The organism is Micromonospora pallida (genome assembly GCF_900090325.1).
Classification (GTDB): Bacteria; Actinomycetota; Actinomycetes; order Mycobacteriales; family Micromonosporaceae; genus Micromonospora; species Micromonospora pallida.
Map to the genome: position 1 here is coordinate 4328684 of NZ_FMHW01000002.1, position 13737 is coordinate 4342420.

Genomic DNA, 13737 nt, shown 5'->3' on the forward strand with positions numbered 1-13737 from the left:
CACGCGGCGGGCGGACCCGACGACGATCGTTGCCCCCACCGGAACGCTGTGCCAAGGTGTCCCCGTGGATCAAGGGGGAAGCGCTCCCGTCTTCGCCGCCAGCGCACAGCTCGACGGCGACCACCTCCACGTCGTCGTGCACGGCGAGGTCGACATGGCGACCGCCGACACCATGCTCCAGACCGCGCTGCGGGAACCGGCCCAGCGGCTGACCCTGGACCTGCGGACGGTCTCGTTCTTCGACTCCGCCGCCATCCACGCCGTGGTCCAGCTCGCCCGGCGGTTCCCCGGCACGCTCACCGTCCTGCCGTCCCGCCAGGTACGCCGGGTGCTCGAGATCGCCGGCCTGGCCGGTCAGGACTGGCTCGACCGGGGTTGATCCCGGTCAGTCCGTCAGCCGCCGGCGCAGGGTCACCTCCGTACCGGTCGCGGTCCGGCTGACCGCGAGGTCGCCGAGGGCGCGGATCAGGGAGAGCCCACGACCTCGGAACTCGGAGCCGGAGGACTCCCGCCACTGGCCGCTGTCCCGGACGGTGACGACCACCGTCCGGTCCTCGATGGTCATCTCGACACTGATCACGGGCTCGGCCGGTGCCACCGGGTGCTCGATCGCGTTCGCCGCCGCCTCGGAGACCGCCACGGTCAGGTCGAACAGGTCCGTCTCGCCGACGTCGTGGGCGACGAGGAAGTCCTCCACCCGCTTGCGCAACACGCTCAACCGGGTCGGGTCGGCGGGCAGCCGCATGATGAAGCGGTCCTGTTCGGTCGCCTCCAGCGCGAGCACCGCCACGTCGTCCCGGCGCGGACGCTCGACCACCCGCTCGACGACCGCGTCGACCAGGTCGGCGACGTGTCCGTCGAAGCCCGCCACGTCCGACCTGAGCTGGTCCAGCCCGACGTCGATGCCGAGGTGGCGGTCCTCGACCAGGCCGTCGGTGTAGAGCAGCAGCCGGCTGCCCGGGTCGAGCGAGGCGACCTCGGTGCCGTACGACGTGTCCGGGATGGCGCCGACCGGCGGCCCCAGGGCGCGGTCGTGCAGGAATGCCACGTCGCCTCCTCCGATCAGGAGCGGGGGCGGATGCCCGGCGCTGGCGTACCGCAACCGCCCGGTGTGGGGATTGAAGCAGAGACAGACGACAGTGGCGGACGAGCGCCGCTCGACGGAGCCGACCAACCGGTTGAGTCGGGTCAGCGACTCGCCCGGGTCGAAGCCCTCCAGCACGTACGCGCGCAGCCCGTTGCGGAGCTGCCCCATCGCGGCGGCGGCGTGCACGCCCTTGCCCACCACGTCCCCGATGACCAGCACCAGTTCGTCGTCGACCTCGATCACGTCGTACCAGTCGCCGCCGACCTCGACGTCGGCGCTGCCGGGCAGGTACCGGCTGGCCACCACCGCGCCGGGCACCTGCGGCAGGGAGCGGGGCAGCAGGCTGTGCTGGAGGGTGGTGGCGATCCGGTGCTCGGCCTCGTAGAGCCGGGCGTTCTCCAGCCGTACGCCGATCAGGCGGGCCAGTTCGGTCAGCGCGGCCTCCTCGGCGTCGTCGCGGGCCCCGGTCCGGCGCCAGATCCGCAGTTCGCCGAGGGCCTCGCCGGTGGTGCCGGCCAACGGCAGCACGACGGACGGGTCACCGGACGAGTCGCCGCCACCGTCCGCCTCGTGCCGCGCGCCGGCGGCGGTGACCACCGCCCGCGCCCCGTCGACCAGGGTGAGCGCGTGCCGGGCGGCGACGGCGACCACGTCGGCGGTGGAGCGGGCGGTGTTGATCGCGACGGCGGCGTCGGTCAGGGCGCGCAGCCGCCGAATGATCTGCCCGCGGAGCTGTCCCAGCTCGACGTTGGCCCGGACCCGGGCGATCAACTCCTGCCCGGAGAAGGGCTTGGTGAGGTAGTCGTCGGCGCCGACGGAGAGCCCGGCGACCGCCTCGGCCGAACCGGCCCGGGCGGAGAGCAGCACGATCGGCACGTACCGGGTGCGCGGGTTCGCCCGCAACGCGGTGACCAGTCCGAACCCGTCCAGCCTCGGCATCATCACGTCGGCCAGCACCAGGTCGAACGAGGTGGTCTCGAGCACGTCGAGAGCGGCGACGCCGTCCGGGACGGCGACCACCTCCCAGAAGGGGGCCAGCAGTCGGGTGACGTGTTCCCGCAGGTCGGCGTTGTCGTCGACGACCAGGATCTGGCCGCCCCGCCGCCCGGTCCTCCCGGCCGTCCCGGCCGCCGGCGGTTGCGCGGACCAGAACGCGGCCTCGGCGACGTACGACAGGGCCTGTGGGAAGTCGCCCAGCGGGGAGGGGCCGGCGCTGACCCGGTCGGCCGGCAGGTGCGCCGAGCCGAACGGCACGGTGACGGTGAAGGTGCTCCCCGCGCCGACCCGGCTGGTCACGTCGACCGCGCCGCCATGCATCTCCACCAGCTCACGGACCAGGGCCAGGCCGATTCCCGTCCCCTCGTGGGTGCGTGAACGCACCCCGGCAGCGCGGTGGAACCGCTCGAAGACGTGCGGCAGTTCGTCGTCGGCGATGCCGACGCCGGTGTCGGTCACCGCCAGCCGGGCGGCCCCCGCCACGGCCCGCAGTCGGACCTGGATCTCCCCGTCGAAGGTGAACTTCACCGCGTTGGAGAGCAGGTTGAGGACGATCTTCTCCCACATGTCCCGGTCGACGAAGACCGGCGCGGGCAGCGGCGGGCAGTCCACGGTCAACCGCAGCCCGGCCCGCTCGGTGGCAGAACGGAACGTGCTGGCCAGCCGGGCGGTGTAGTCGGCCAGGTCGGTGGGACGGTAGTCGGCGGTGAGCCGGCCGGACTCCAGCCGGGAGAAGTCCAGCACGGTGTTGACCAGCTTGAGCAGGCGCAACGCGTTGCGGTGGGTCACCGTGAGCCGCTCGGTGTGGCGGACCGGCAGGTCGGGGTCGGCCAGCAGGTCCTCCAGCGGCCCGAGCACCAGGGTCAGCGGGGTGCGGAACTCGTGGCTGACGTTGGCGAAGAAGTTCGTCTTCGCCCGGTCGAGCGCGGCCAGTTCGGCGACGCGGGCCTGCTCCTGCTCGTGCGCCCGCTGCCGGGTGACGGCCCGGGAGACCTGCGCCGCGACGAGGTCGAGGAAGGTGCGGTACTCGGTGGTGACCGGAAGCCGCTCGGAGGCACCGAGGACGAGGGCCCCGACGGGCTCGTTGGTGGCGAGCACGGGCAACACCAGGGCTCGTGGGGCGGTCCCGGCCGGGGCCGTCGCCACCACGTCGGTGACGTCGACCGGCCGGGCGTCCGCGCCGGCGAGCGCCTCGCGGACCGCTGCCGGCAGCGCGTCGGAGGGCACCACCCGCTCGGGGTCGACGCCGCTGCACCCGGTAAGGGTGACCCGACCCGTGTCATCGGTCAGGTAGAGCAGGCCGAGGGGCACGTCCACGTGGTGCGCGGCCAGCACCTCGGCGGTGGCCCGCCCCAGCTCGGCGCTGCTGCCCACGTCGGCGAGGCGGGCACCCAGGTCGGCCAGGGCCCGCAGGCGACGCTCACCGAGCACCCGGCCGGTGGTCTCGTTGACGATGCAGTACACCCCGCTGATCGAGCCGTCGTCGACCCGGAGCGGGTCGTAGGAGACGTCGAAGTAGACCTGTTCCAGGAAGCCGTGCCGGTGCAGCAGGAAGGGCCGGTCCTCGGCCCGGTAGGGCTCGCCGGTGCCGCGTACGCCCTCCAGCAGCGGTCCGAGATCGGCCCAGGTCTCGACCCAGTACTCCCGCGCCGGCTGGCCGAGGGCGTGTGGGTGCTTGGTGCCGATGGTCGGCAGGTAGGCGTCGTTGTAGAAGGCCCGGTGGTCCGCCCCCCAGAACATGACGATCTGGGCCTTGGAGGTGAGCATCATGGCGATCGCGTTGGCCAGCGCCGGTGGCCACTGCTTCGGGTGGCCGAGTGGCGTGTCCGTCCAGTCCAGGTCACGGATCCGGGCGCCCATCTCGCCCCCGGCGGCGAAGGCCGCCGCCAGCGGTGGGGGCACCGTCTCCACGGCGGTGCCCCGGAATGGACCATGCTCGTCCACGCCCCCCTGGGCCGAGCTCATACTGCCTCCCGCTCCGGCCGTGTCCGGCGCGCTCCTGATCGTCCGCCCGCCCGTGCCCCGCCTTGTACCCAGGCGGAACAGCAACGTAACGCATGCGATCCATGCGGCGCTGGTTACCCACGCCCCGCCGGGGCCCGGCCCGGTCCGCCCCCACCGCCCGGCCCACCGCGGCCCGGCCCGGTCCACCGCGAGCCCGCCGAGGCTGCCCGGTCAGAGCGGGGTGACGTACGCGCCGGTGATGCCGCCGTCCACCACGAACTGGCTGGCGGTCATGAACGAGGCGTCGTCGCTGGCGAGGAAGGCCACCGCGGCGGCGATCTCCTCCGGCTCGCCGAACCGGCCCATCGGGACGTGCACCAGGCGACGGGCGGCCCGCTCCGGGTCGGCGGCGAACAGTTCCCGCAGCAGCGGGGTCGACACCGGGCCGGGGCAGAGCGCGTTGACCCGGATGCCCTCCCGGGCGAACTGCACACCCAACTCCCGGGTCAGCGCCAGCACCCCGCCCTTGCTCGCGGTGTACGCGATCTGCGAGGTGGCCGCCCCCATCAGCGCCACGAACGACGCGGTGTTGATGATCGACCCCTTGCCCTGCCGGCGCATGTGCGGCAGCACGTACTTGCAGCACAGGTAGACGCTGGTCGTGTTGACCCGCAGCACCCGCTCCCAGGCGTCCAGCCCCGTGGTCAGGATCGAGTCGTCCTCGGGCGGGGAGATGCCGGCGTTGTTGAACGCCACGTCGACCCGGCCGTACCGCTCGGCCACCCCGTCGAACAGCTCCCGGACCGCCGTCTCGTCGGCCACGTCGGCGGCGACGAACTCGCCGCCCACCTCCTCGGCGGCCCGCCCACCGGCCTCGGCGTCGATGTCCACGCAGACCACCCGGGCCCCCTCGGCGGCGAACCGCCGTACGGTGGCCAACCCGATGCCACTGCCCGCCCCGGTCACCACCGCGACCCGATCCCGCAACCGACCCTGCACGTGTTCACTCCTCGGTGCTGACGAAGACGTTCTTGACATCGGTGAAGGCGGTCAGCGCGTCCGGGCCGAGTTCCCGGCCCAGTCCGGAGCGCTTCATCCCGCCGAACGGGGTCCAGTAGCGCACCGACGAGTGCGAGTTGACGCTGAGGTTGCCGGCCTCGACCGCGCGGGCCACCCGGAACGCCCGGCCCACGTCCCGGGTCCAGATCGAGCCGGACAGGCCGTACTCGGTGTCGTTGGCGAGCCGGATCGCGTCCGCCTCGTCGTCGAACGGGAGCACCGAGACCACCGGCCCGAAAATCTCCGCCCGCCAGTGCCGGTCGGTCGGGGCGTCGGCGAGCAGGACCGTCGGGGCGTACCAGAAGCCGGGGCCCTCGGGGCAGGAGCCGGTGAACGCGACCCGCGCGCCATCGACGTACCCGGCGACCCGGGCCCGGTGCCCGGCGGAGATCAGCGGGCCCACCTCGGCGCTCTCCAGGGCCGGGTCCTCGACCCGGACGGCCTTGACGGCCGGTTCGAGCAGCTCCAGGAAGCGGTCGTAGACCGGCCGCTGGACCAGGATCCGGGACCGGGCGCAGCAGTCCTGGCCGGCGTTGTCAAAGACCGCGTACGGCGCGGTGGCCGCCGCCCGTTCCAGGTCGGCGTCGGCGAAGACCAGGTTGGCGCTCTTGCCACCCAACTCCAGGGTGACCCGTTTCACCTGCTCCGCGCAGCCGGCCATGATCCGGGTGCCGACCTCGGTGGAGCCGGTGAAGCAGACCTTCCGCACCGCCGGATGGGTGACGAACCGCTCCCCCACCACCGGCCCCGCGCCGGGCAGCACGGTGAACACGTCCTCGGGGATGCCGGCGTCCCGGGCCAGCTCGGCCAGGCGCAGCGCGGTCAGCGGGGTCAGCTCGGCCGGCTTGACCAGCACGGTGTTCCCGGCGGCCAGGGCCGGGGCGAATCCCCAGGCGGCGATCGGCATCGGGAAGTTCCACGGCACGATCACCCCGACCACACCCAGCGGCTCGTGGAAGGTGACGTCCAGCCCGCCGGGCACCGGGATCTGCCGGCCGGTGAGCCGCTCCGGCGCGCCCGCGTAGTAGTCGAGCACGTCCCGGACGTTGCCCGCCTCCCAGCGGGCGTTGCCGATGGTGTGCCCGGCGTTGCGGACCTCCAGCTCGGCCAGTTCCTCCCGGTGCGCGTCCACCTCGGCGGCGAACCGGCGCAGCAGCCGGGCCCGGTCCCCCGGCGCCACCGCCCGCCAGCGCCGGCCAGCCGCCACCGCCCGCCCAACCGCAGCGTCCACGTCCTCCAGCGACGCCTCCCTGACCTGGGCGATCACCACCCCCGTCGCCGGATTCACGACCTCACGCACGCGCCCACTCCCCTTCTCCTTCTCCGCGATCTTGCTCCCCTTCTCCGCGATCTTGGAGTTGTGGCTCCTCGCAAATGCCGTGAATCGGGGCAATCGAGGAGCCACAAGTCCATGATCGCGGGGAGAGGGGGGCGAGGGAGGAGGGGGCAGGGTTAGAGGCGTTCGAAGCCACGGAACAGCTCCCAGTCGGTGACCGCGGCGTCGAACGCGGCCAGCTCCACCCGGGCCTGGTTGGCGTAGTGCGCGACCACCTCGTCGCCGAACGCCGACCGGGCCGTCGTCGAGGACTCCCAGAGGGCCAGGGCATCACGCAGGGTGGCCGGCACCCGCTCGGCGTCCGGGTCGTCGTACGCGTTGCCGGTGCACTCCGGCCCCAGCTCCAGCCCGCCGTCCAGGCCGTGCAGCGCCCCGGCCACCAGCCCGGCGATGGCCAGGTACGGGTTGACGTCCCCACCGGGCACCCGGTTCTCCACGCGCATGCCCTGGCCGTGCCCGGCCAGCCGGAGCGCGCAGGTGCGGTTGTCGGTGCCCCAACGCAGCGCGGTCGGGGCGAACGAGCCCGGCTGGTAGCGCTTGTACGAGTTGACGTTCGGGGCGAACAGCAGGCTGAACTCGCACATCGTGGCGAGCAGTCCGGCCAGCACCCGCTGCCCGACCTCGCTCAGGTGCGCCGGCCCGTCGCCCAGCATGGCCGAGCGGCCGTCGGCGTCGCGCAGCGAGAAGTGGATGTGGCAGGAGTTGCCCTCGCGGGCGTTCGGCTTGGCCATGAAGGTGACGGACACGCCCTCCTGAGCGGCGATCTCCTTCGCCCCGTTCTTGTAGATCACGTGATGGTCGGCGCAGGTCAGCGCGTCGGCGTAGCGGAACGCGATCTCGTGCTGGCCGAGGTTGCACTCGCCCTTGGCGCTCTCCGGCACCAGCCCCGCGCCGGCCATCTCGGTGCGGATCCGGCGCAGCAGCGGCTCCACCCGGGCGGTGCCGAGCAGCGAGTAGTCGACGTTGTACTGGTTGGCCGGGGTGAGATCCCGGTAGCCCCGCCGCCAGGCGTCCTCGTACGAGTCGCGGTAGACGACGAACTCCAGCTCGGTGCCGGCGTACGCGGTCAGCCCGTGCGCGGCCAACCGGTCGAGCTGCCGGCGCAGGATCTGCCGGGGTGAGGCGGCCACCTCGCCCGAGCCGTCCGGCCAGGCCAGGTCGGCCAGGAGCAGCGCGCTCCCCGGCTGCCAGGGGATGCGGCGCAGGGTGGCCAGGTCGGGCACCATCGCGAGGTCGCCGTAGCCGCGTGCCCAACCCGACATCGCGTACCCGTCGACGGTGTTCATGTCGACGTCCACGGCGAGCAGGTAGTCGCAGCCCTCGCTGCCGTGCTCGGCCACCTGGTCGAGGAAGTACCGGGCGTGGAACCGCTTGCCCTGGAGCCGTCCCTGCATGTCGGTCAGCGCCAGGACCACGGTGTCGATCTCGCCGGCCGCGACGGCCGCCCGCAACTCGTCGAGGGCCAGCGGCGCCGTCCTGCCGGGTGTGGCTTCCATCACCAAGGGTCTACCGGCCGGACCGGAGCACCGTCAATGCCCCCGGCCGTCGGGGTGGCAAACCGTGACGTTTCCAGGATCGGCCGGCGTCGCTAAATTGCCTTGCCGGTGGAACCCGATCGGGCGCATCCTTGACCCCGTGACCAGGCCCGATCCACCGGGCCACCGCCGGGCGCTCGGACCGCCCGGCCCGCGGCGGCGCGGGGCGTCGGTCACCTCTCTCTCACCGGTACGGCGATTCGCCGTACCCGACAACCGCCCCCGCCGCCGCGCCCACCCCTAGGCCGACTCCAGGACCAGCGACATCCCCTGGCCGACTCCGACGCACATGGTGACCAGGGCCCGCCGGGCGTCCCGGTGCCGCAGCTCCAGCGCGGCGGTCAGCGCGAGCCGGGCCCCACTGGCGCCCAGCGGGTGGCCGAGCGCGATCGCCCCACCGTTCGGGTTGACGTGTTCGGCGTCGACGGGCAGGCCCAGTTCGCGCAGGACCGCGACGGACTGCGCGGCGAACGCCTCGTTCAGCTCGACCACGTCCACGTCGGTCAGCTTCAGGCCGAGCCGGTCGAGCAGCCGACGGGTGGCCGGCACCGGCCCGATGCCCATGATCCGGGGCGGCACCCCGGCTGCGGCGGCCCCGCCGATCCGGGCCAGCGGGGTCAGTCCGTACCGGGCGACGGCCGCCTCACCGGCCACCAGCAGCGCCACCGCGCCGTCGTTGACGCCGGAGGAGTTACCAGCGGTCACCGTGCCGCCCGCGCGGAACGGGGTGGGCAGCGCGGCCAACTTCTCCAGCGAGGTCTCCCGGGGATGCTCGTCGGTGTCGACCACCCGCGTCCCCCGCCGCCCTTCGGGGACGGTGACCGCCACGATCTCCTCGGCGAACCGTCCGGTGGCCTGGGCGCGGGCGGCACGCTGCTGGGAACGGAAGGCGAAGGCGTCCTGCTCGGCCCGGTCGACGCCGAACTCGGCGGCGACGTTCTCCGCCGTATCCGGCATCGAGTCGATGCCCCACTCCCGCTTCATCAGCGGGTTGACCAGCCGCCAGCCGATCGTGGTGTCGTACACCTCGGCGGTACGGGAGTACGGGGTGGCCGCCTTCGGCATGACGAACGGCGCCCGGCTCATGCTCTCCACGCCACCGGCGACCACCAGCTCGGCCTCGCCGGCCACCACTGCGCGGGCCGCGATGGCGAGCGCGTCCAGCCCGGAGCCGCAGAGCCGGTTGACGGTGCTGCCGGGGACGGTCTCCGGGAGGCCGCCGAGCAGCGCCGCCATCCGGGCCACGTTGCGGTTGTCCTCGCCGGCCTGGTTGGCGCAGCCGAGCACGACGTCGTCCACCCGCTCCCAGTCCACCGTGGGGTGCCGGGTGACCAGCTCCCGGATCACGTGCGCGGCAAGATCGTCGGGGCGGACCCCGGCCAGCGCGCCGGCGTACCGGCCGATCGGGGTGCGGACTCCGGCCACCAGGTACGCCACGCTCATCGCTGCTGTCCTTCGGGGGTGGGAAGGGGCGGGGGTGGTGCCGACGGGTCGCGGCGGCATCCGGGCCAGGATATCGGCCACCGGGACCGGTACGAGAGATCAGTCGCCGGCCCGAGTCGGTGCGGAAGCTCGGCTGTCGGGCCGGGTTAGATTGGCCGGCATGAGCCGCGCCGAGACCACCGCCGGGGACGGGCCGGTGCCGACTGCCGAGGACGGGTCGATGCCGACCGCCGGGGACGGGCCGGTGCCGACCGCCGGGGACGGGCCAGTGCCGTCCGCCGTCCGCTCCGCGCGGCCCCTCCGGGCGTGACCGGTCTCGCGCGCCGGGTCGCCGCGGCGGGCGCGGCGGGCTGTGTGCTCGGCGGGGCGGTCGCGGTCGTCGTCGCCGTGGTCGCCGGTCCCGGTCCGGGTCTGACCGGGTACGTCAGCGAGGCGGGCGTCGCCGGCAGCGGGTACGCCCCGACGTACCGGGCTGGGGTGTTCGCGCTGGCCGCCGGCCTGCTGCTGCTCGCCGGGGCCCTGTCGGCAGCAAGCCGTCCGGCGGCCGTGCTGCTGGTCGCCGGCAGCCTCTGCACCCTGCTCTCCGGGGCGGTGACGTGCAGTAACGGCTGTCCGTTGCCCCCGTTCGAGCGGGCCACCACCGCCGACCTGGTGCACGGTGGGGCGAGCGTGCTCGCGGTGGCCGTGGTGGTGTTCGCCATGATCGCGGTCGTGCTGGCCCCCACGGCCGGGACGGCACCGCGTCGGGTGGCCGCCGTCGGCGCGCTGGCCGCCCTGCCGCTCTCCGCCGCGGTGGGCCTGGCGATGCTGCTCGACGGCCGCGGCGCGGTGGTCGGCGTGCTGGAACGGCTGCTGCTGGCGGAGACGATCTCCTGGGGCCTGCTCACCGCCCTCCTGCTCACCCGTGCCCGCCGTTGACGGGCGCCCCGAAGCCCGCGACCGACAGTCCGCACCCGCCCCGCCGACAGCCACCGGCTGGCCCGCCGACCGGCCTCACCCCGCCCTCCGCCGCCGAGAGTAAGGCGCCTCACGCCGGTGACTCCTTTCGGTCCGGGCGGTGGCCGGCGTACCGTCGCCAGGCGATGACCAACGTCTGGCACCTCACCGCCCGCCTGTACGTCGACCTCCGACGGCAGGCCAGCGGCGTCTGTCCGGCGCGACGGCTCCCCTGACGTCGTTCCGTTCGGCTCCCAGACCCTTGGACAATTCATGCCTTCCGTGCTGCGCAAGATCCCTTTCTCCGTTCAGATCCTGCTCGGTCTCGTCGCCGGTGTGGCGCTCGGCCTCGTCGCCCGCACCGCCGACCTGGCCTGGCTGACCAGCACCCTGCACACCGTCGGCGGTCTCTTCGTCCAGCTGCTCAAGCTGGCCGTGCCGCCGCTGGTCTTCACCGCCATCGTGGTCAGCGTGGTACGCCTGCGCGGCGTCGCCAACGCCGCCCGGCTGGCGTGGAAGACCCTGCTCTGGTTCGGCGTCACCGCCCTGATCGCGGTGGGCGTCGGCATCGGGCTCGGCCTGCTCACCAACCCCGGCCGGGGGGTGAACCTGGACACCGCCGGGGCGACCGCCCCGCAGCGGACCGGTTCCTGGACCGACTTCCTCACTGGCATCGTCCCGACCAACCCGGTCGGCGCGTTCGTCGAGGGCAACGTCCTCCAGATCGTCTTCCTCGCCCTGGCCGTCGGGGCGGCGGCGCTGCTGGTCGGTCCGGCCGCCGAGCCGTTCGTCGCGTTCAACCAGGCGCTGCTGGAGATCGTGCAGAAGGCCCTCTGGTGGGTGATCCGGCTCGCCCCGATCGGCACCCTCGGCCTGATCGGCAACGCGGTCGCCTCGTACGGCTGGGACCTGCTCGCCCCGCTGGCCACGTTCACCACCGCCGTCTACGTCGGCTGCGCGATCGTGCTCCTCGTGGTCTACCCGCTGCTGCTGGTCGCCGCCGGCCGGCTCAACCCGCTGCGCTTCTACGCCGGCGCCTGGCCCGCAATCGAGCTGGCGTTCGTCTCCCGGTCCTCGGTCGGGACGATGCCGGTGACCCAGCGGGCCGTCGAGCGTCTCGGTGTGCCCCGCGAGTACGCCTCCTTCGCCGTGCCGTTCGGCGCGACCACCAAGATGGACGGCTGCGCCGCCGTCTACCCCGCCCTGGCCGCGATCTTCGTGGCCCAGGTCTTCGGCATCCACCTCGGTGTCACCGACTATCTGCTGATCGCCTTCGTCTCGGTGGTCGGCTCGGCCGCCACCGCCGGCCTGACCGGCGCGATCGTGATGCTCACCCTGACCCTGGGCACGCTCGGCCTGCCGCTGGCCGGGGCCGGCCTGCTGCTCGCCATCGACCCGATCGTGGACATGATCCGGACCGCGACCAACGTGGCCGGGCAGGCGCTGGTGCCGACCCTCGTCGCCGCCCGGGAGGGCACCCTGGACCGGGACGCCTACGACTCCGCCGGCCGGCGGGAGCCCGTCGACGCCCCGACCGACCCCGCCCACCCCACCCGGTCGACCGTCGACCGCCCTGCCGACGACCTCGCTCCCGCCCCGGCCTGACCTGGTTGCAGGGGACCCTTCCTACCGCTTTTTGCGTAGCAGGGGTCCCCTGCAACCACCACACCCCGTGGCGGGCAACCCATCCCCCGAGAGGAACCGAGTTGAGCGTTCTCTTCACCCCCCTGCCACTGCGCGGGGTGACCCTGCCCAACCGGGTCGCCCTGGCGCCGATGTGCCAGTACCGCGCCGACGCCGACGGGCGGCCGGACGACTGGCACCGGGTACACCTCGGGGCCCGTGCCGTGGGTGGCGCGGGCCTGGTGCTGACCGAGGCCACCGCCGTGGTGCCGGAGGGCCGGATCAGCCCGCAGGACACCGGTCTCTGGTCCGGCGCGCAGGTCGACGCGTGGCGGCCGATCACCGCGTTCGTCACCGCGCAGGGCTCGGTGCCGGCCGTCCAGTTGGCGCACGCCGGGTTCAAGGCGTCCACGTACCGGCCCTGGGCGGCGCAACGCGGCGGCGTCCCGGACGACGAGGGCGGCTGGCCGCCGGTCGGCCCCGGCACGGAGCCCTTCGGGCCCGGGTACCGGACCCCCACCGCCCTGGAAACCGCCGGTGTCGCGGCGGTCGTCGAGGCGTTCGGCGCGGCGGCGGCGCGGGCGGTGGACGCCGGGTTCGCCGCCGTGGAGATCCACGCCGCCCACGGGTACCTGCTGCACGAGTTCCTCTCCCCGCTGACCAACCACCGCACCGACGGCTACGGCGGCGACCGGGCCGGCCGGACGCGGCTCACCCTCGAGGTGGCCCGGGCGGTACGCGCGGCGGTCGGCGCCGACGTCCCGGTGCTGGCCCGAATTTCCGCCACCGACTGGGTCGACGGGGGCTGGACGGCCGAGGACAGCGTGGCGCTGGCCGGGGAACTGGCCACGGCCGGGGTGGACCTGGTCGACTGCTCGTCGGGTGGGGCCACGTCCGATGCCCGGATTCCGGTCGGTCCGGGCTACCAGGTGCCGCTGGCCGCCCAGGTCCGCCGCGAGGCGAACGTGCCCACCGGTGCGGTCGGGCTGATCGTCGAACCGGAGCAGGCGGAGCGGATCGTCGCCGCCGGCGAGGCCGACCTGGTGCTGCTCGGTCGGGAGCTGCTGCGTGACCCGTACTGGCCGCGCCGGGCGGCGGCGAAGCTCGGGGCCTACCCCGCCTGGCCCGACCCGTACGCCCGCGCCTTCTGACCACCCGGCCCCAGCCGCGCCGCCCCGGCATCGCCCTTCTTCAGGTTCGCCGGTGCGGCCTCGCCGGGCGCCGTGCCCGGCCGACGGCGGCGGCAGGCCGCCAGCAGGCCGGGTACGGCACCACCCGGTACGCGGTGCCGGTCAGCAGCAGGTGCCGGTGGCTCCGACGGTGGCGGGGGTGCAGCAGGCGCTCTCGGTGGCCTTCTCCAGGTGGTCGGAGTCGGCCTTGACGGTGTAGACCTCCCAGGGTTCGTTGCCGGGGCCGCGTACCCAGACCTTGTCCTGGAGGGCGTAGCAGCACTCGGTGCTGTTCTCCTCCAGGGTGATCAGGCCGGATTCGGTGAGACGCTGGGTGGCGGCGTCGACCTCGTCGGTGCTGAACACCTCAACGCCCAGGTGGTCCAGCACGGTCGGCTGGTCGGGCTCGCCCTCCAGGAGCACGAGCTTCAACGGTGGATTCTCGACGGCGAAGTTGGCGTAGCCGGGGCGGCGCTTGGCCGGTTCGACGCCGAACAGCTTGGAGTAGAAGGCCACGGAGCCTTCGAGGTCGGACACCCGCAGAGCGAGCTGGACACGGGACATGGTTCTCCTCCTGAGGGTCCTTGCCTAGATGCTTTTCGAAGCAGG

11 protein-coding genes are annotated in these 13737 nt (G+C 73.7%); 5 read left to right on the plus strand and 6 right to left on the minus strand.

Annotated features, from left to right (window positions below; genetic code table 11):
* The first annotated feature begins 64 nt into the window (after positions 1–64).
* Entirely contained in the window at positions 65–379 is a 315-nt protein-coding gene (locus GA0074692_RS17705) for an STAS domain-containing protein (RefSeq protein ID WP_091646053.1), read from the plus strand.
* Between the two features lie 6 nt (positions 380–385).
* Here GA0074692_RS17705 and GA0074692_RS17710 read toward each other — a convergent pair whose 3' ends face one another.
* From GA0074692_RS17710 to pcaF, 5 genes are all read right to left on the minus strand, one after another.
* Entirely contained in the window at positions 386–4048 is a 3663-nt protein-coding gene (locus GA0074692_RS17710; RefSeq protein ID WP_091646056.1) for a SpoIIE family protein phosphatase, read from the minus strand.
* A 210-nt stretch (positions 4049–4258) separates the two neighbouring features.
* Entirely contained in the window at positions 4259–5026 is a 768-nt protein-coding gene (locus GA0074692_RS17715; RefSeq protein WP_091646058.1) for a 3-oxoacyl-ACP reductase, read from the minus strand.
* A gap of 4 nt (positions 5027–5030) precedes the next feature.
* Positions 5031–6386, minus strand: a complete 1356-nt coding sequence (locus tag GA0074692_RS17720) for an aldehyde dehydrogenase family protein (protein ID WP_091646061.1) — start codon at positions 6384–6386, stop codon at positions 5031–5033.
* Positions 6387–6538: 152 nt separating this feature from the next.
* Complete coding sequence (locus tag GA0074692_RS17725; protein ID WP_176738485.1) at positions 6539–7918, minus strand: glutamine synthetase family protein; 1380 nt, start codon at positions 7916–7918, stop codon at positions 6539–6541.
* 279 nt (positions 7919–8197) lie between these two features.
* On the minus strand, positions 8198–9400 hold the full coding sequence (gene pcaF / locus GA0074692_RS17730) for a 3-oxoadipyl-CoA thiolase (RefSeq protein WP_091646064.1): 1203 nt from the start codon (positions 9398–9400) through the stop codon (positions 8198–8200).
* Positions 9401–9560: 160 nt separating this feature from the next.
* Here pcaF and GA0074692_RS34795 point away from each other — a divergent pair, with 160 nt between their 5' ends.
* The 4 genes from GA0074692_RS34795 (at position 9561) to GA0074692_RS17745 (ending at position 13110) form a co-directional block, all read left to right on the plus strand.
* Positions 9561–9710, plus strand: coding sequence for a hypothetical protein (locus GA0074692_RS34795; RefSeq protein WP_176738486.1), 150 nt, complete (start codon positions 9561–9563; stop codon positions 9708–9710).
* Entirely contained in the window at positions 9707–10318 is a 612-nt protein-coding gene (locus GA0074692_RS17735; protein ID WP_091646066.1) for a DUF998 domain-containing protein, read from the plus strand. The genes GA0074692_RS34795 and GA0074692_RS17735 overlap by 4 nt, the downstream gene beginning before the upstream one ends.
* Positions 10319–10621: 303 nt before the next feature.
* Positions 10622–11941: a dicarboxylate/amino acid:cation symporter gene (locus GA0074692_RS17740; RefSeq protein ID WP_176738713.1), complete on the plus strand. Its 1320-nt coding sequence runs from the start codon at positions 10622–10624 to the stop codon at positions 11939–11941.
* Positions 11942–12042: 101 nt separating this feature from the next.
* Entirely contained in the window at positions 12043–13110 is a 1068-nt protein-coding gene (locus GA0074692_RS17745) for an NADH:flavin oxidoreductase/NADH oxidase (protein ID WP_091646071.1), read from the plus strand.
* A gap of 141 nt (positions 13111–13251) precedes the next feature.
* Here GA0074692_RS17745 and GA0074692_RS17750 read toward each other — a convergent pair whose 3' ends face one another.
* Positions 13252–13692, minus strand: a complete 441-nt coding sequence (locus GA0074692_RS17750; protein WP_091646073.1) for an ArsI/CadI family heavy metal resistance metalloenzyme — start codon at positions 13690–13692, stop codon at positions 13252–13254.
* Between the last annotated feature and the right edge of the window lie 45 nt (positions 13693–13737).